The 18,970-nt window shown below is 47.0% G+C and carries 10 protein-coding genes; 5 read left to right on the top strand and 5 right to left on the bottom strand.

Annotated features, from left to right (window positions below; genetic code table 11):
- The first annotated feature begins 196 nt into the window (after positions 1-196).
- The 4 genes from SG35_RS18595 (at position 197) to SG35_RS18580 (ending at position 12,542) form a co-directional block, all read left to right on the top strand.
- Complete coding sequence (locus SG35_RS18595) at positions 197-3,301, top strand: sigma 54-interacting transcriptional regulator (protein WP_053043136.1); 3,105 nt, start codon at positions 197-199, stop codon at positions 3,299-3,301.
- 92 nt (positions 3,302-3,393) lie between these two features.
- The gene (locus SG35_RS18590; protein WP_044833670.1) at positions 3,394-6,744 is read left to right on the top strand and encodes a ligand-binding sensor domain-containing protein; all 3,351 of its coding nucleotides are present in this window, start codon (positions 3,394-3,396) and stop codon (positions 6,742-6,744) included.
- Entirely contained in the window at positions 6,741-10,364 is a 3,624-nt protein-coding gene (locus SG35_RS18585) for a two-component regulator propeller domain-containing protein (RefSeq protein ID WP_044833669.1), read from the top strand. The genes SG35_RS18590 and SG35_RS18585 overlap by 4 nt, the downstream gene beginning before the upstream one ends.
- A gap of 3 nt (positions 10,365-10,367) precedes the next feature.
- Complete coding sequence (locus SG35_RS18580; protein ID WP_084692807.1) at positions 10,368-12,542, top strand: EAL domain-containing protein; 2,175 nt, start codon at positions 10,368-10,370, stop codon at positions 12,540-12,542.
- Positions 12,543-12,619: 77 nt separating this feature from the next.
- Here the strand turns inward: SG35_RS18580 and SG35_RS18575 are convergent, their stop codons facing one another.
- The gene (locus tag SG35_RS18575; RefSeq protein WP_044833668.1) at positions 12,620-13,387 is read right to left on the bottom strand and encodes a hypothetical protein; all 768 of its coding nucleotides are present in this window, start codon (positions 13,385-13,387) and stop codon (positions 12,620-12,622) included.
- Positions 13,388-13,648: 261 nt separating this feature from the next.
- Between SG35_RS18575 and cysB the strand changes: the two genes are divergently transcribed.
- Entirely contained in the window at positions 13,649-14,623 is a 975-nt protein-coding gene (gene cysB, locus SG35_RS18570; protein ID WP_044833667.1) for an HTH-type transcriptional regulator CysB, read from the top strand.
- A gap of 64 nt (positions 14,624-14,687) precedes the next feature.
- Here the strand turns inward: cysB and SG35_RS18565 are convergent, their stop codons facing one another.
- From SG35_RS18565 to pabB, 4 genes are all read right to left on the bottom strand, one after another.
- Positions 14,688-16,064 (bottom strand): L-serine ammonia-lyase, encoded by a 1,377-nt coding sequence (locus SG35_RS18565; RefSeq protein WP_044833666.1) that lies wholly within the window; start codon positions 16,062-16,064, stop codon positions 14,688-14,690.
- Between the two features lie 214 nt (positions 16,065-16,278).
- Positions 16,279-16,605 (bottom strand): ArsR/SmtB family transcription factor, encoded by a 327-nt coding sequence (locus SG35_RS18560; protein WP_044833665.1) that lies wholly within the window; start codon positions 16,603-16,605, stop codon positions 16,279-16,281.
- Between the two features lie 235 nt (positions 16,606-16,840).
- On the bottom strand, positions 16,841-17,410 hold the full coding sequence (locus SG35_RS18555) for a CoA pyrophosphatase (protein ID WP_044833664.1): 570 nt from the start codon (positions 17,408-17,410) through the stop codon (positions 16,841-16,843).
- Between the two features lie 89 nt (positions 17,411-17,499).
- Complete coding sequence (gene pabB, locus SG35_RS18550) at positions 17,500-18,915, bottom strand: aminodeoxychorismate synthase component I (protein ID WP_044833680.1); 1,416 nt, start codon at positions 18,913-18,915, stop codon at positions 17,500-17,502.
- Positions 18,916-18,970: the final 55 nt, after the last annotated feature.

Raw genomic sequence — 18,970 nt, 5'->3', positions numbered from 1 at the left:
TCTGTCAGCACTTTTTTTCCTTTGGGGATATAGCAAGTGCTGGAAATAGTAAACAAAGCGTTAAATAAAATTTATTGGCGTCAGTAAAACGCAAAATCTCTACATCTGCACTACACTCTTGTTAGCAGACTAATAATAAACTTTTTCATGCGAATCAATCTTTAATCACGTACTAATTATCGTTAAATAACGGACTATGACACATAGAATTTATATCATTGAAGATGAAGCAATAGTTGCACATGATTTAAAGGTCAACCTTGAGTCTCTCGGTTTTCAAGTACTTGGTGTTGCCCACGATAGCCTGAAGGCGTTGCAGGAAATTCCTGTGGTCAAACCGGATATTGTCTTGTCCGATATTAGGCTGCGTGACGGCTGCGACGGCATCGAAATTTTGCGTGAGCTCAATAAAATTATGTCGGTGGCGGTGATTTTTATTTCCGCTTATTCCGATAAAGAAACCCTAAGAAGAGTCAAGGAAATCAACCCCCAGGGTTACATTCTTAAACCCATTAACCGACGGGAGTTGGAAATTGCCATCGACCTGGCGGTGGATGAGTTTGCCAGGCAACAGAAACTCCTTAATAATCAATATATTCTAAAAACAGCTTTGAGCTGTATCGGTGACTGCATCTTATTAACCGATATTAACGGTTTTATCGACGGCATCAACTCCAATGCCTGCCAGCTGCTGACCTTTGAAAGCGCCAATGTCATTCTTAAACCCTGGCATACCGCGCTGGTCTGTACCACTCCAGAGTCTAAAATGCGTTTGACCCGCTTGATTGAAAATACCGTCAGGACCCAGTCGGTCAGTAGGATCTTACCGGTTGAAATTGAAGTTAAAAATGGCATTTCCCTGGTAGATGGCATTGTTGGTCCTATCCTCAATGAACAACAAGAGTGTACCGGGGCATCCATTATGCTCAGGTGCCTGGCAGATTTGTCGGATTTTAAAATGCCCGAATATAAAAACCGGGTATCTGATCGCCAGGGCGAAGAGAAAAGCCAGGCCTGCCTGTTATTGATCAATCCGGATAATTTTGACTGGGTCAATGAGAAATGGGGAGAGAAGGTCGGGGATGTCATCATCGGTGAAATCAGCGAGGTGATCAATAAAGAAATTCGGGTGATAGATCTGGCTACTCGTTACGGCGGCGCAGTATTTAGCACAACGTTACCCAATACTTGCCTGCAGGGGGGCATGGTGGTAGCCAAACGTATTCACAAGCGATTGAATAATCACAGGTATTATAGCGACAAGGTGTCGCTGACCTTCAGCATAGGTATTGCAGAATTAGAGCAAGGTAATGATGCCAGCGGCATTAATTTACCGATCACCCTGTTCAGACATGCTACCTGGGCATTAAATACCGCCCATGAAGCCGGGGGGGATTGTATTCGTTGCTGGGAGGAAGACAAACAGCATCACTTTCTTGCCGATATTGACCGTATGAGCGGGAAATTTTCCCCTGATATCAATAATGATATTAAAGGGTTGATGTTATTGTGGAATTCGGTCAATACCGTTGTCCATTGCACCGATATCCACTCCCTATCCGAAGGGATAGTGAGTAATTTAATGCAGTCCCTGCAGCTTGTTGCCGGCGCCTTCTGGTTAAAACTCGATAATGAGCCGGTTGAGTTGATTGTCAAGGATATCAATACCGAGTTATCTTCCCTGGACCCTGCAGATTTTAATTTCAAACTTACTCCACAAATCAACGAACTGGCTTTTAGCGGCGAAACGAAACTTTTTTCTGTCGATAGCGAGAACCCGGAGCATACCTGCTGTTACGGCTTGCCGCTCAGCGTCGAGCACAGGGGCTTGGGTTTGCTGCTGTTATACCGAAAGAGCGGGCATCTGTTGGACAAAAAACAGATTTCGGCGCTGGAGACCTTGTCGGGTTATTTAGGGGTCGCCGTTGACCGGGTGATTTTAGCCTCGAAAGAGCAGTTGCGCATTCAAAAAGAATTACAGGGATTTGAGGAAAATGTGCTCGATAGTGAGTTGATATTTGAGTCGAAAATCATGGAATGCTTGATGCAGGAGGTCAGGACCTTAGCGCCTACCGATGCACCTGTGATGATTTCCGGTGAATCGGGCACAGGTAAAGAGTTGCTGGCGCGCATGATACACAAGGTCAGTTTACGCAAGCATAAACCTTATGTGGTGGTGGACTGCGGGGCAATAGTACCGAGTTTGATCGCCAGCGAGCTCTTTGGCCATAAAAAAGGCTCATTTACCAATGCCAATGAATCCCATTTAGGGAAATTTAAAGAAGCGGATACCGGCACCCTGTTTTTAGATGAAATCGGTGAGTTGCCGCTGGAGCTGCAAATTCACTTGCTGCGTTTTGCCCAGGAAGGCACCTTTTCTCCGGTGGGCAGTAACCAGGTTGAAACGGTTGATGTCCGCCTGATTGTCGCCACCAACCGGGATTTAGCCACCGAGGTTGAAAAAGGGCGTTTTCGTAAGGATCTGTTCTACCGTCTCAATGTTTTTTCACTGCACAGTCCAAATTTACGGCAAAGGGCAATGGATATTATGCCGATTGCCGAGCATTACCTGCGTCAATTTAACCAGCATTATAACAAAGAAATTAAAGGCTTTACCGAAACGGCAAGCCGGGCGATGCGCCAGCATGACTGGCCGGGCAATGTTCGTGAGTTGAGAAACCAGTTGATGCGGGCGGTGATTATTTGCAACAGCCCCTATATCGATGCCACCCATCTGACGCTGCGGGAGCCGAGTCATCGTTGGGAATGCTCTTTTAATGGCAATGCTGAGGGGGGAAGCGGACAGTCAGCAGTAAGTGATATGGCAGATTTTACTGCTGCTGAAACACAAGGGCATAAAGTCGCCGATATCGGCGTACAGCCACAGGATAAAATGGTGCAGGCACTGACCTCCTGCATCAATATTTTAAAAGACAGTGATGCTATTTTTGAATGCGGAAAATGGCTTGAAGCTGAAGTGATCCGTTTAGCGAAAGTACAGGGTAAGGGCAATATCAGTAAGTCTGCCCGTATCCTGGGGCTACCGGAAGCCACTTTACGGCGCCGTATCGAGGCTTTATCCCAAAGTGCCTTGCCGCCGGTCCTGCAGGTTCAGGAATTTTTGCTGGTGGAGGCGCTAACCGACTGGCTTGAACTGCCGCCAACGCCCGGCATCAACCGTCTGCAACAGTTAAGGCAAATATTAAGCCGCTTGGCGGAGCAGGGGGGGATGAACCGGCAGGATATTGCAACCTTTGTCGGGGTTTCTGCCCCGACCTTGCGCAAGATATTAGCCAGTTGAGGCTCGGTTATGCTGGCTTAAGGGTGGTGATCATTTGTTATTTGTTGATATACCAGGCTGAAGTGAAAGTATTAAGGATGTGAATATTCGTTATGATCATGATTAATTTAACAATACCTGCGCTATTGAATTTTAATAAATGGTTACCGGCAGCTTGCCGTATTTGCCTGGGGCTGGCGCTGTTGTGCTTGCTGTTTCCTGTCTGGGGATCTGAAATTGCCCAAAATGTGAGATTCAGACACTTAACCGTGAATGACGGTTTATCGCAAGATTCCGTTTACCAGATATTGCAGGATAATTATGGCTTTGTCTGGTTTGCCACCTCGGAAGGGCTTAACCGGTATGACGGTAATGAATTTGTGACTTATTTGCATGATCCGAAAAAAGAGCAGAGCCTGAGTAAAGACTGGATCTGGTCGTTGCTGGAAAGCTCCGACGGCAGGTTATGGGTGGGCACCGATGGCGGCGGTTTAAACCTGCTCAATAAAGATGGCCGCAGCTTTACCCATTTCAAGCATGATCCCGGGGATGAAAACAGTATTTCCGGTAATATTGTCCGCACCATTGTTGAAGATAGTGCCTCAGACTTATGGCTGGGCACGGACTCGGGGCTGAACCGATATAATATGGAGACCGGGAACTTTGAGCGTTTTGTTGCCGATGATAACAACCCTATGTCGTTAAGCAGTAACAAGATCCGCGCTGTACTTCAGGAACAACACGGGACCTTGTGGATCGGCACCGATGGCGGCGGTTTGAATCAAATGGATATCGGCAGGAAAACCGTGCGCCATTTTCGCCATGATCCCCAGGATGAAAACTCTATCAGCAGTGACAGGATCCGTACCATGTTTGAATCTATGGATGGCATGTTGTGGATAGGCACTTATGATCAGGGGCTTAACCGTTACAATCCCAGAACCGGGTTTGTTAAACGCTACCATGTCGATTCAGGACACGGCCTGACCAGTAATTTGATCCGCGATATTATGCAGGATCACCGCGGGGTATTATGGTTTGCCACGGATAACGGTTTATTTGAATACCGCAGTGAAAGCGATACTTTCCTTGGTTATTATAAGGAAGCCTCAAACGCCAACAGTCTGACCGATGACCGGGTGATCAGCCTGTTTCAGGACGAAGGTAAAGTACTCTGGGTGGGCACCCATGCCGGCATTAATTTATGGAATTACCAGACCACCTCGTTTGAATTGTTTCGCCAGTCTGGCAACAACCTCGAGGGGTTGCGCTCAAATACCGTGTTAACCTTTACCCAGTCCGATGACGATACCATCTGGGTTGGCACTTATGCCGGGCTGGAAAAATATTCGCAGCAAAGTGGCAAATTTCAGCATTTTGGTAAAGAAAATGGCCTGGTGGATGAAAGAATAACCGCGTTGACGGCGGAAAGTAATCACTTATGGATAGGTACCTTCGCCTCGGGATTGATGAAGATGGACTTAACCACAGGGGAACTGAAGCATTATCCGCCGGACGATGCCAGGGATAACTGGCTGAAAAAAGGCGGCATCACCCGGTTATCTGTGGATAACGAAGGGGATTTATGGATCGCCAGCTATGGCGGCGGCTTATTTCGGTATAATAAGGCCAGTGATGACTTTACTGTTTTTCGCCACCGTGAAGGGGATGTAAATAGTCTTGCCAATAACAAGGTGGTTTATGTGCTCACCAGCCGAAACGGCACTATTTGGGTAAGCCTGTTTGGCGGCGGCATCGCCAAGCTTAACCCCAAAACCGGGCACTTTATCCACTATCAGCACGACCCGTCAAACCCTGACTCTATCAGCAGCAATGAAAACTGGACCATGATGGAGGATAAACAGGGCAATTTATGGATTGGCTCCCAGGGCAATGGCGTCAATAAATTAACCAGTGCGGAAAGCAAAAAGCAACAAGCGGTATTTAGCCATATTTCCCGGGTTGACGGTCTTAAAAGTAATGCCATTTACGGTATCCTGGAAGATTCCAAAGGGGATATCTGGTTTAGCTCGAACCGGGGGATAACTAAATTTTCCCCGCAAAGCAATCTCTTACAGCATTATGGTCCGCATCACGGCCTGCAGTCCTTTGAATTTAATTCGGGGGCACATTTTAAGGCCCGCTCAGGCAAGATGTTTTTTGGCGGCTCTAATGGCTTTAATGCCTTTTACCCCACCGAAATTCTCAGAAACCAGCATCCGCCTAAGGTGTCCCTGACCAAGATTATTAAGATCAACAGTCCTGTGTTGGGGGAGGTGGCAACCCACTTACTTGAATCCCTGACCTTAAATGCCCATGAGTACTCGGTCAGTTTTGAATTTGCCGCACTGGATTTTGCCGTGGTGGAAGATAACCGTTACCGCTATAAGCTTGAAGGTTATGACAATGACTGGATTAACCCGGATAAGGTACACCGTGCCACTTATACCAACTTGCCCAGCGGCCAGTACAGTTTTAAGGTGGAAGCCGCCAATAACGACGGGGTCTGGAATCAGGATGCGATGCAATTAAAGGTTACGGTTTTACCGCCCTGGTATCGGACGAAAATCGCCTATTTAGGCTATTTTGTCCTGTTTATGCTGTTTTTAAGCCTGCTTTATCTGATGCATCTGCACAGGTTGAAAAAAGAAGCTGTTAACAGCCGAGAGCTCAAACTTAAAGTCGAAGAAAAAACTCAGGAATTGCGAAAAAGAAGCAGCCAGCTTGAAGAAAGAAACGAAGAGCTTAAAAGCGCCAATAAACAATTGGCGGAAGTGTGTATTACCGACATAGGTACCGGGCTGCATAATCGCAGGTTTGTGGTTGATTATATGAGTAAAATCGCCAAGAACCTTGAGCGGCGGCTGGAAAAGATGACCCTGACGGAAACGATTGCCAAAAACCGGCCGATATTTTTTGTCGTTTTTGAGATAGATGACTTTTTCCAGATTAATGAGGCCCACGGTTATGGTACCGGTGATGCGGTGATGTTATCCATCTCCCGGCAAGTGTCTAAAAAATGCCGCCAGGGAGATGTGTTAGCCCGCTGGGGAGAAGGGTCCTTTCTGGTGGCGGGGGAGACCGACGACATTGAGGCGATTTTGTTATTGGCCAAACGCCTGATCAGCACGATCGAGAGCCATAACATAGTATTGAAGTCCGAATCTATTTCGGTGACGGCATCGGCGGGCATCAGTTATTTTCCTTTTTCCATTACTCAGCCAAGTTTGTTTACCTGGGAGCAAGTGGTCTCTATTGCCGAAAGCGCCATCAAACTGGCCCGGGAGAAGGGAGACGGCACCTGGTCCTGTATCCGGGCGGGACAACTGGGCTTAAGCCGGGGAGATTATAGAAAAATACTTTCCGAGCCCCAAAATATGGCAGAAAAGGAAGTTATTTCCCTACTCTATGATGTTCAGGCCGCGGATGATTTATTAATCACAGATACAAGAAATAACAAATGAACAAGCTAACCTTTTGCTTCTTATTCTTGTTGGGCCTGAGTTTGAGCCTGAGCCTTAGTGTAGCGGCCAATGAGAACCCGGTATTCTCCCAGCTGCTGTCTCAAGATGGCTTAACTCAGGATTCGATCACTGCGGTTACCCAGGATAAATACGGTTTTATCTGGATAGGCACCCAGGAGGGATTAAATCGCTGGGACGGGCGTAAGGTGGAGCAATTTCTCAATAATCCCGGGGATCCAAACAGCATATCCAACGATTATATTAGTGATTTGCTTGATGATAAAGCCGGTACCTTATGGGTAGCGACCTTAGGTGGCGGATTAAATATCTATGATAAATACCGGCAAAGTTTTCGCCGTTTCCAGGGCTTTGACGGGCAGGAACCGTTGGAACTGATTAATGTCAAGGTATTACATCAAAGTGAAGACGGTATTATCTGGGTGGGCACAGAATCTGAGGGCCTTTATCTGCTCGATTTGGCTAAGCAAGAAGTTCGTCACCTTAACAGTCTTGAGAATGCCAATACCCTGTCTTCCAACAATATCCGGGATATAAAATCCGATCAACAGGGGCGGATCTGGATTGCCACCGAAAATGGCGGCGTCAATATGTGGGACAGTAAAAATGATCGTTTTGTCCATTACCGCCATCAGGAGCAGAGCCGGGTTTCGCTGCCGTCGGATAAAATACTCACCCTTGAACCTATGCAGGATGGTACTGTCTGGGTAGGCACCTATGATGCCGGTCTAGCGATTATTAACCCCCACCAACGCACGGTAACCCAGCATAAGCACCAGGAGCAGAATTTTTATAGCCTGGCGGATAACCGGGTACGGACGATTTTCCAGGATTCGGACGGGCGTATCTGGGTGGGAACGGATTCCGGGCTGAACTTATGGAACAGCGACTTTCGTGGTTTTTTGCGTTTTAACCATGAAATGGCTTCACGTTACTCCCTCAGTGACAATAGGGTCACGACCATAGTCCAGGACAAAGGCGGGGTGATCTGGGTGGGGACCTTCGCCGGTTTGAACAAATGGAATGCCAGGTTGGGCTCGATAGAGCATGTCAAAAAAATCGATAAGGCGCCGTCAAGCTTAAGTTCTAATATTATTACTTCTATTGCCGATGCTCCCGGTGGCGTGGTCTGGATCGGTACCTGGGGCGGCGGCCTGAATCATTACGATACCCGCACGAAAATGTTTGAGCATTATATGCCTTCAGAAAAGCCCGGCTCGCTTAGTGATGCCAGGGTGATGTCCTTATTAGTGGACTCGCAAAAGCGGTTATGGGTGGGCACCATGCGCGGCGGCCTCAATGTCAAAGCATCCAATGAAACAGACTTTACCATATACCGCCATAATACGGATGATCCTGACTCCATCAGCCATAACGGCATTACCCGGTTATTTGAAGATTCGCAAAAAAATATCTGGGCGGCGACCTTTGGCGGCGGGGTAAACCTTTACCGGCAAGGAAAGTTTCAGCGCTTCCAGTATAATGAAAATGATCCCGACTCCCTCGGCAGCGACCGTGTTATAGGCATTACCGAGGGACCCGAGGGTATTATCTGGTTTGCCACTGATGGCGGCGGTATTGCCTATTATTCTTTGGCAGAGAAAAAAATGCACCGCCTGGCCTTGACGCTTGCTGAGACGGCAGACGGTAATGTCAACTCTTTTATTTCGATATTGGCAACCGATGACTCCTTATGGTTGGGTAGTAAAGATCAGGGGCTGCTGAAGGTTGAGCTGAATATGAAAGATTTCAGCGTCGTTAATGTCACGCATTTCAACCGCCAAAACGACCTGAACAGCAATGTTATTTTTGGTCTTTTAGAAGATGACTCCGGCATGATCTGGTTATCTTCCAACAAAGGCCTGAGCGCCATGGCGCCGGAAACCGGGAAAATCAGGAATTTTGGCCTCAACCACGGCCTGCAGGGCAATGAGTTTAACAGTGGCGCCTATCATAAAGCTAACGACGGTACCCTGTATTTTGGCGGCAATAATGGCTTTAACCGCTTTAATCCCAGGCACTTACTGCTCAGCGTTAATCAGCACCAGCCGGATATCGTCTTGACCCAGTTTAATGTGTTTAATAAACCTAAGGAACTCTCCCAGGCCCTGGTGGATGTTAAAACCATTGAGCTGGATTATTTTGAAAACTTTGTTTCTTTTGAATTTGCCAGTTTGGACTTTACCCAGCCGCAAAAAAATAAATTTCAGTTCCGTTTACTGGGGCTGCAGGAGCAATGGTCGGTGCCCAGCAGACGCAACCAGGCCAATTATACCAACCTGATCCCCGGCAATTATACCTTTGAAGTGAAAGGCTCTAACAATGCCGGTATCTGGAGTGAGCCGCTGATGATAAACCTGACGGTAAAATCGCCCCCGTGGCGCAGTACCGCAGCTTATATGTTTTATTCCCTGTTGGTGGTGCTTTTTAGCTTCTTGACTTTTTATCTGATGAAAAAAAGCGCCAATAAGCAGGTGGAAGCAAGCTTTAACCAAAAACTGCGTATGTACCTCTATTGTCTGGATGAAGCCTCGGACGGGGTGGCGATTATTAATCTTGAAGGTAATTATCTTTATCAAAACCAGTCTTTTAAAGGTTTACTCGGCTGTGAGCCGGTATCTGGCCATCCAGAAGCGGTGCAGGAGACCGGTAACCATTCTTTGCTCACCCATGTGAAAAAAGGCGCCCAGGCTTTATCTGCAGTACTTGAACATGGCCAGTGGCAGGGGTTGTGCGAACATTTTAAAGGACATGAAAAAGTCATTGTTGATTTAGGGCTTACTAAGGTGGTGTCTAATGAAGGCAATTCAGAGCATATTATTGCTGTGGCCCATGATGTTACCGAAATCAAGCATTCGGAAGATGAACTCAAGCGTTATCGCGACCGGCTTGAAGCTTTGGTGCACAAACGTACCCTGGAGCTTGAACAGGAAATTACCAAGCAGCAGGATGCCGAGCATCAGCTGACCTTGTCGCTGCAGGAAAAAAATGTGCTGTTAAAAGAAATCCATCACAGGGTAAAAAATAATATGCAGGTGATTTCCAGCCTGCTGAACATGCAGTCCATTGCCAATAACAATCCCGAGTTTTCCGAGTTGCTGGCGGAAAGCCAGAACCGCATCCGCTCGATGTCGTTGATTCACGAAAGCCTGTACCAGTCGGAAAACTTTTTGGAAATTGATTTTAACGATTATATTCATTTGCTCGCCGGCACCTTAAGCCGGGTGTACAGCTCAAATACTTACGGCATAGATATCTGTATCGATGCCGAAGATGTCTATCTCGATATCGATACCGCAGTGCCTTGTGGTTTGATCATCAATGAACTGGTTTCCAATGCCTATAAGCACGCCTTTAAAGGCTTTGAAGGGCAGGCGGTGGTCTTGATTGAAATGAAACCGGATGATGAAAACTATATTTTAAAAGTGAAAGACAATGGGGTCGGTTTTGCCGAAGGGGTTGATTTTCGCAAGACCTCATCCCTGGGGATGGAAATTGTTTGTATTTTAACCGAACAGATAAAAGGTAAAATCAACCTGATCAAGGGAGATGGTTCTACTTTTGTTATCGAGTTTCCTAAAAAAGAAATTGAGAAGGGCTAAGCAATGGAGTCAATGCAAGAGAAGCCAAAAGCTCGTATTATGGTGGTGGAAGATGAGGCCCTGGTGGCGCGGGAGCTTTCCATCCGTCTGGGGCGCATGAAGTATGAGGTGGTCGCCACCTGCGGCACCCCGGAATTGGCGTTGTCCAGTGCCGCAGAGCTGGTCCCTGACTTGATTTTAATGGATATTAATCTCAATGCCGATAAAGACGGTATCGATATTGCCGGTGAAATTCATGAAACCCAGGATATTCCTATCATCTTTTGTACCGCCTATTCCAGTAATGATGTGCTCGAGCGGGCAAAAATCACCACCCCGTTTGGTTATATCCTTAAACCCATAGACAGCCGGGAGCTGGAAATCACTATCGAAATAGCCCTTTATAAGCACGGTGTCGATCATAAACTTCATGATACCGCCAATAAACTTAAAGTGGCGCTGGACAGCATAGAAGACGCGGTGATTTCCTGTGATCAAGATGGCAAAATTTTTCTGGCGAACCCTAAAGCCATTGAATTGTGCAAGTTCGACTTTGTGCCTATCGGGCGAATGATCACCGACATGCTGTGTTTTGTCGACTTAAACACAGGTATAGACAATGTTGACATTAATGTCTGGTTGCAGGAAAAACAAAACTGTCATCATCAGAATAATTATTTGCTGAAAAACTATAACGAAGGCACAGTGCCGGTAGAGCTTAATGTCGCCTCGCTTGAAGATAAAAACGGTCAGTACAACGGCTTGATCTTCGCGTTTAGAGATATCTCCCGGCGTATTTCGTTTGAAGAGCAGCTGAAGAAAAATGCCATCCAGGATCCCATTACCGGTTTGCCCGAGCGCTCTATGATGTTTGAACGGTTAAAGCTGGCACTTAAAAGGGCAAAACTGGACGAAGAATACAGTTTTGCGGTGATTTTTATCGATCTGGATCGTTTCCGTGTGATCAATGACGGCTTAAATCATGAGTTCGGTGATGAAGTCCTGCGCCGGGTCAGTCAGAAAGTGCTGAACCAGCTCAGGGATATCGATATGCTCAGCCGTTTTAGCAGCGATACCTTTGTCTGCCTGCTCGACAATGTTGATTCCATGCCGAAAATTCTTTCTGTGGTCAACAGGATACAAGGTGAAATCGCTTTGCCTATGGCGATCAATACCCACCAGATCACTGTGACTGCCTCTTCCGGTATTGTCTTATCTAATAAAAAATATAATAACTATGAGACCTACAGTGATATTTTGCGTGATGCCGACACCGCCATGTATCAGGCAAAACTTAAAGGCGGCAATATCCATGTGATTTTTGACAAGCAAATGCATGATTATGCCCTGCGGTTATTATGGATAGAAGAAGAGTTGTTAGATGCAATAGAAGCCGGTGATATTCAGGTGTATTACCAGCCGATAGTGGACGCCAACAGCCATGAAATCACCTCGTTTGAGGCCCTGGTCAGATGGATCCATCCGGAAAAAGGTTTTATTGCCCCGGATGAGTTTATTCCGATTGCCGAAGAAACCGGGTTAATCTTGCCGCTTGGGGAGTTTATTCTTTACAGTGTTTGTCAGCAACTGTGCCGCTGGAATAATGAAATGGGTTTTAATACTAAAGTCGGGGTGAATTTGTCTGCCCGGCAATTCTCCCAGCCACACCTTGCCGAGCTTATCATCAGCGCGATAGAAAAGTATCAGTTAAAAAGCAGTTTTATCGGGGTGGAAGTCACCGAGACCATGGCGATGACAGATGTTGATACAGCCATTAATGTTTTAAATTCTTTGCGGAAAATCGGGGTGAAAGTATCATTGGATGATTTTGGCACCGGATATTCTTCCCTGAGTTATTTAAAGAAACTGCCGGTGCATACCTTAAAAATCGACCGGTCTTTTATTACCGAGCTTGAACATAACGTTGATGATCAGGCGATTGTCAAAGCCATTGCCGCCATGACGCAGGAGCTGGAATTTAATGTGCTGGTAGAAGGAGTGGAAAATAAAGAGCAGGTGGCGATTTTACAAAAACTCGGTTGTGATTATTTCCAGGGTTACTATTTTGCCAAACCCATGAATGCCTATGATGCGACCCAGTTGTTGCGGGGCATAGATAAAGGTTTTATTCCCCCCGAGCTGCCTTTTTATCCGGATCAGCTGGAAATGCCTTCCTGCGCCAGTGATTCTGTGCTTTAGTCCCGGATAAAAAACGCCCGTCACAGGGACGGGCGCTTTTTATCCGATAGTATTGACAAGAAGTTAGCGTGGCGGTATCACCACTTCTTCTTCGGCTGGAACAGCATATCTAATTCATCTTCGTCTTCTTTCGCTTTTTTCGCTCTGTCCTGGGCATTGCTGCTTCTGAGCTGCGCGGCGATTTCTTCGAGCTTATTGCTGATCTCTTCCTGTTTGCTGATGACATAGTCATTTTTCACCGGATGATCGCTCAGGGTTTGCAAGGCTTTCTCAAAGTATTGTCTGGCCGAGCCCACCATTTCCTTGCTATATGCCGAGTCGCCTCTTTTTAATAGACTTTCGATATTAATTTTCAATTGCATGGTATTGAGGCGTTGATCTTCTTTGGTAAAGCTCTGGGCATCGAGGGCGCCTTTGGACTGCTCAGATTTTAATACCGCGCGTAATTTTTTTATACATTGTAATATTGCGATTAACTGCTGCTCGTTATCCGGCAGGATAAAGGTTTCATCACCGGTTTGCGCTGTGGCCAGGTCATCGGAGGCTGAAATGCGCGCTTCAATTTCCTGGATGCGCCGACCGACGTTTTTTGACTCCGGACTCAGGCGTAGCATTTCTTTGGCAGCGTTTAACATTCTACGGTTGAGAATGGTGTTGATACCGGGATTCGGCGGCAAATTGGTGACGTTTAAAATCAGCTCTTCGGTTTCATCGATAATGGCTTTTTGCTTGGAGATGCGCACCCGCTTTTCAGCTTCTACTTTTTCTTTGTGTTGCTGGATACCATTAACCACCACAACTATGATGACCAACGCAATAATTAAGCCAATGATAATAGCGATCATATTGAATACTCATGTTTATAAAAAGACAAAATAACGCAGCCTATAAAAATAGTGATATTTATCATAGTCTAGTACGCTTTTTATATATTTTAACGACTTGTTAGATTTATATTACCTCTATTTAGTTAATATCTCTATTAGTTATTAAGGAATATATTTTATTCGGTGAAATAAATTATTCAGAAACATTAAAAATAATATGGAATAAATTTTCAATTAAGTATATATTTTTCGAATAAGCAGAACCTCTGAACCAAAATTATGAAGTTGCAACAGCTCCGCTATATTGTCGAAGTCCAGAATAATAACTTAAATGTTTCCGCAACCGCCGAGCATTTATATACCTCTCAGCCCGGCATCAGTAAGCAGGTGAGAATGCTTGAAGACGAATTGGGCATTCAGATCTTTGGCCGTAGCGGCAAACACCTGACCCATGTCACCCCGGCGGGACAGGAAGTGATCAACATCGCCACCCAGATTTTGTCCAAGGTGGAAGGGATCAAAGCGGTTGCCCGTGAGCATACCCAGCCGGATGAGGGGAAATTAAGGATTGCGACCACCCACACCCAGGCTCGCTATGCCTTACCCTCAGTGATCCAGGGGTTTATCAAGAAATATTCCAAAGTGTCCCTGCACATGTACCAGGGGACGCCGGCACAAATCAGCGATGCGGCGGCCAAAGGGGAGGCGGACTTTGCTATTGCCACCGAGTCTTTGCACTTGTATAACGATCTGGTGATGCTGCCCTGTTATCACTGGAACCGCAGTATTATCGTGCGTCCGGATCATCCGCTGGCCAAGAAAAAAACGCTGACCATAGAAGATATTGCCCAGTATTCCCTGGTCACCTATGTTTTTGGTTTTACCGGCCGCTCTGAGCTAGATACCGCTTTTAGCGATGCCGGGGTAGAGCCAAAAATCGCCTTTACCGCCACCGATGCCGATGTCATTAAAACCTATGTCCGTCTGGGCGTGGGGATCGGGGTGATTGCTTCTATGGCGATGGAGCCGGACATTGACAGCGATCTGGTGACCCTGGATGCCAGTCATTTATTTAAGGCCAGCACCACCAAAATAGGCTTTCGCCGCGGTACTTTCCTGCGCGGTTATATGTTTGATTTTATTGAGCGCTTTGCTCCCCATCTCACCCGGGACCTGGTGACCCGGGCCATGCTGCTCAAAAGCAATCATGAAATTGAAGAGCTGCTGGCGGATGTCGAACTGCCGGTGCGCTGATAGGCATTTATTGAAATTAAAAAGGGGCTGTATGCCCCTTTGTTTTTTCCGCTAAGTCAAGACATTAACATTCGATAATATTAACCGCCAAACCGCCGCGGGATGTCTCTTTATATTTACTCTTCATATCATTGCCGGTATCCCACATGGTCTTGATGACCTTATCAAGGGAAACCTTTTGCGTGCCTGTGCCTCTGAGGGCCAAACGTGAGGCGTTAATGGCTTTAACCGAGCCCATGGCATTACGCTCAATACAGGGCACCTGTACCAAACCGCCTACCGGGTCGCAGGTAAGACCTAAATTGTGCTCCATGCCGATTTCTGCGGCATTTTCCACCTGGTTGGGGCTGCCGCCCATGATCTCGGTTAAGGCACCGGCTGCCATAGAGCAGGCCACTCCCACTTCTCCCTGGCAGCCGACTTCGGCGCCGGAAATAGAGGCATTGGTTTTATAGAGAATACCGATGGCGGCGGCCGTTAACAGGTAACGGATACAATCTTCATCGGTTACCGGCTTAATAAATTTGTCGTAATAACATAACACGGCGGGAATGATGCCGGCGGCGCCGTTGGTTGGTGCGGTCACCACCCGGCTGCCGGCGGCGTTTTCTTCATTGACCGCCAGGGCAAATAAATTCACCCAGTCCATGGCGGTTAACGGATCGTTGTTTTGTTCGACACATAAGGAGCGGTGCAGGGCAGGGGCCCGGCGCATCACTTTTAAGCCGCCGGGTAAGATACCTTCGGTGCGGATGCCGCGGTCAACACTGTCGCGCATAGCCTGCCAGATGCCGATAAGTTTTGTCCGTATGGTGCTTTCATCGTTTAAGCATTTCTCGTTATCGAGCATGATAGTGCTGATGCTTAAACCTTTGTCGGTGGCGAGTTTGATCAACTCGTCGGCACTGCTGAATCTGTGGGGACGGTTGATATTGTCGTGCAGGGACAAGGCTTTGTCTTTTTCTTTTTCAAAATCGCAATCCTGAACAATAAAGCCGCCGCCGATGGAATAATACGTCTGCTCCAATAACAGCTCGTCTCCCCGGTAAGCATACAAGGTCATGGCATTGGCATGGGCCGGCAGGGTTTTACGCCTGTGATAAATGATGGCATCCCCTTTGGGGAAATTTACCCTGTGCTTGCCGTCAAGCTCAATGGTTTCACTGCTGACCACGTCCTCGAGTAAGGTTTCAATCGACTCTACCGGGATATCTTCCGGTGTTTCCCCGCATAAGCCGAGGATCACCGCTTTGCCGGTGCCGTGGCCAATACCTGTTTGACCGAGGGAGCCAAAGAGCTCACATTTGACACGATCGACCGCGGTTAACTGCTCCTGCTTGGCCAGATCATCGATAAACTTTTTTGCCGCACGCATCGGACCGACCGTATGGGAAGAGGACGGACCTATGCCGATGGAAAACATATCAAATACACTAATCATGAATAAACCTGAATTAATTTTGCTTCAATCGCATAAAATTGAAATTATCTTCGGTAATGTTAACTGAAAGTCTTCATTATGGAAAACAAAATTTATAGGCTAATTATAGAATGGATAAAGGCAATTGGCTTCTATCTCTAAAAGCCAATGCCGGGTGTTGCTGCTGCGGCACTGAAAAATAACGGCTAAGATGGGGAGCGATGCACCAGAAGGGCTATTTTTCGTTGCTTTGTTGGTTATCTTGTAAACCGGCGGGCATATCGAGACAACATTCATCCTGCAAAAAACTGATCACGGCAAGTAGCCGGGCATATTCCACGACACAATAGAGGGTGCGTCCTTCCCGTCTTTGTTGAATTAAACCGGCGGAGGCGAGGTTGGAAATATGATGGGACAGGGTCGAGCCCGGAATAGTGAGCTCTTCCTGCAGTGAGCCCACCGGCAGGCCTTCAAAGCCGGCTTTTACCAGGCGTTTAAAAATTTTCAACCGGGTTGGGTGTCCCAGCTCCTTAAATATCTTGGCGGTAGTTTCTATTTTCATGGCTTTACTTTTAGTATGGTCGCAGGCTTTTATCAATGTAATAATTCGATATTACCAGAAATATATTAACGATAAAAGCTGATGGGCTGTTACAAATACCGACCAATTTCCCTAAAGGAATGTCTCTCGAGTGGTTTATTGAGTGCCAAGGAACTTGCCATGATTTGTTGAGGTTGCGCTGGCTGTTTCAGGCTGAGCTGGGAGGTTTTCTCAACTAGACCCCATAGCTAAGCTTTTATACCAGATGCTCAGCCAGATCTTTTAACATTGCGGCGGTTGCCCCCCAGATGTTGTAGTGTTGATAGGGCATAAAATGTACCTGGTGCTGCTGGCCATGCAGCATTGCCTGGAGGGTTTGATGGTTGTGGCTGTTTAAAAAATGCTGCAGGGGCACCTGGAAAATTTCTGCTACTTCATTATCGTCTGCCTGATAATTCAGGTTTGCGGGGACAAAACCGATCACCGGGGTAACGATATAGCCCGATATGGTGCGATAGGGATTGAGCTGGCCGATGACGTCGACATTTTCCGGGCTCAGGCCGATTTCTTCCTCGGCTTCGCGTATTGCGGTGGCAATTAAGCTTTCATCTTCCGGCTCGGCCTTACCGCCGGGAAAGCTTATTTGGCCACCGTGGTGCTTTAAGTGGCTGGCTCTTTTGGTGAGCAAGACATCTAAAGCATCACGCTTTTCTACCAGAGGCACTAATACTGCTGCCGCTTTTAATTTTCCATGGGGCCACGAAGTATTCGTTGACGCCATCAGGCGCTGAAATTGAAATTTTTGTAAGAACTCGGTTTTATTCATGAATACTTCTATTTACAGTCCTTTAGCTGAAGGTGATATGTATATCGGTAAAGTCAGTATTCGCAGCATATTAAGCAATAGGGCCTGCTTTATGTCAGCTCAGATAATACCGGTAATATTTTTTCGACCTTGTCAAAGGTCTCCTGATATTCACAGTCTACCTTGGAATCGGCGACGACACCACCGCCGGCCCAACAATGTATGGTCTTTTCCTGGCATACTAAGGTGCGTATGGTGATACTGGTATCCATATTGCCGCAGGCGCTCAGATAACCTATTGAGCCGCAGTAGACGCTGCGCCTGTGGGGCTCGAGCTCTTCGATGATCTCCATGGCGCGGATTTTTGGTGCGCCGGTGATAGATCCGCCGGGAAAGGCGCCGCGCAGCAGGTCAGTGCCGTCAAAGCCCGGGGCGATTTCCCCTTCAACCGTGCTGACTAAATGGTGCACTGCGGGAAAGCTTTCGATATCAAATAGTTTCGGCACTTTAACCGAGCCCGGCAGGCAGGTTTTGCTGATATCATTCCTGAGTAAATCCACTATCATCAGGTTTTCTGCCCTGTCTTTGCTGGCACTTTTTAAGGCAGTAGCATTGATCTTATCTTTTTGCGGATCGGCGCTGCGCGGTCGTGTGCCTTTGATGGGTTTACTTTGTACCTTGCCTTGTTCCAGGCGTATAAAGCGCTCGGGAGAGATACTTAATACCACGCTGTTTTCAAAGCGCATAAACGCAGAAAAGGGGGCCTGATTTTTTTGCCTCAACGCCCGGTAAGCAGCAAATTCATCCCCCTGATAGTGGGCGGAAAACCTTTGTGCCAGATTGATTTGATAGCAATCGCCCGAGCGCAGGTAGTCTTGCACCCGGTTAAATTTTTCTCCGTAACCGGCCCTGCTCATATTTGAGCGCCAGTTAGAGGATAAGGAAAAGGATGCAGCTGATAACGGCGCTTTGTTACTTAGTCCGTCTTGTAGCTGCTGTTCTATTTCTAAGCGTTTATGTTCGGGGCACATTAAAAAATAGCGCCTGCTTTTATTATCAAAAATCACCGCCTGCTGATAGATGCCTACCGCCATTTCCGGGAGTGTTATATCCTGCTCGGCGCTTTGCGGCAGGTTTTCAAAACGTCGGCCTAAATCATAGGAAAAATAGCCCATGGCGCCGCCGTTAAATGGCAGTTCATTGATTTCTAAGGAACTGCCCTTAAAAACCTGAGTTTGAAGTTTTTTAACCAGACTCAGGGGATCCTCTGTGCTTTGCTGGTGCTGCTCCGTTTCCCGATCATGAATTTTGGTGATATCGGCAAAAGTTTCCAGGGTCACCACAGGCTGCCAGACGAAAATATCGTAACGGCTGTCGATATGGCCAGTGTCACAGGAGTCCAGCCAGATGGCCCAGGGCTGATGGGACAGGGGCGTGAAAAATGCTAGTGGCGTAATATTGTCGTTTAATGCCAGTACCTTAGTGGTAATTTTGCTGGCAGGGCGATGATCGGTTTTATTTTTCACAGGCGTTTGGATGATATCAACTTTAGCTAAATAATGATTTATGGCAAGTAACCGC

It is taken from the genome of Thalassomonas actiniarum (assembly GCF_000948975.2).
GTDB classification, from domain to species: domain Bacteria; phylum Pseudomonadota; class Gammaproteobacteria; order Enterobacterales; family Alteromonadaceae; genus Thalassomonas; species Thalassomonas actiniarum.
The sequence above is the reverse complement of the archived record's forward strand: the minus strand, read 5'-3'. Positions and strand labels throughout refer to the sequence as shown.

What these genes read in the sequence shown, in the direction of transcription:
- SG35_RS18580 (WP_084692807.1), top strand. Translation starts at nt 10,368, where the DNA reads ATGGAGTCAATGCAAGAGAAGCCAAAAGCTCGTATTATGGTGGTGGAA.
- SG35_RS18555 (WP_044833664.1), bottom strand. Translation starts at nt 17,410, where the DNA reads ATGAATAAAACCGAGTTCTTACAAAAATTTCAATTTCAGCGCCTGATG.
- SG35_RS18590 (WP_044833670.1), top strand. Translation starts at nt 3,394, where the DNA reads ATGATCATGATTAATTTAACAATACCTGCGCTATTGAATTTTAATAAA.
- SG35_RS18575 (WP_044833668.1), bottom strand. Translation starts at nt 13,387, where the DNA reads ATGATCGCTATTATCATTGGCTTAATTATTGCGTTGGTCATCATAGTT.
- SG35_RS18560 (WP_044833665.1), bottom strand. Translation starts at nt 16,605, where the DNA reads ATGAAAATAGAAACTACCGCCAAGATATTTAAGGAGCTGGGACACCCA.
- SG35_RS18595 (WP_053043136.1), top strand. Translation starts at nt 197, where the DNA reads ATGACACATAGAATTTATATCATTGAAGATGAAGCAATAGTTGCACAT.
- SG35_RS18585 (WP_044833669.1), top strand. Translation starts at nt 6,741, where the DNA reads ATGAACAAGCTAACCTTTTGCTTCTTATTCTTGTTGGGCCTGAGTTTG.
- cysB (WP_044833667.1), top strand. Translation starts at nt 13,649, where the DNA reads ATGAAGTTGCAACAGCTCCGCTATATTGTCGAAGTCCAGAATAATAAC.
- SG35_RS18565 (WP_044833666.1), bottom strand. Translation starts at nt 16,064, where the DNA reads ATGATTAGTGTATTTGATATGTTTTCCATCGGCATAGGTCCGTCCTCT.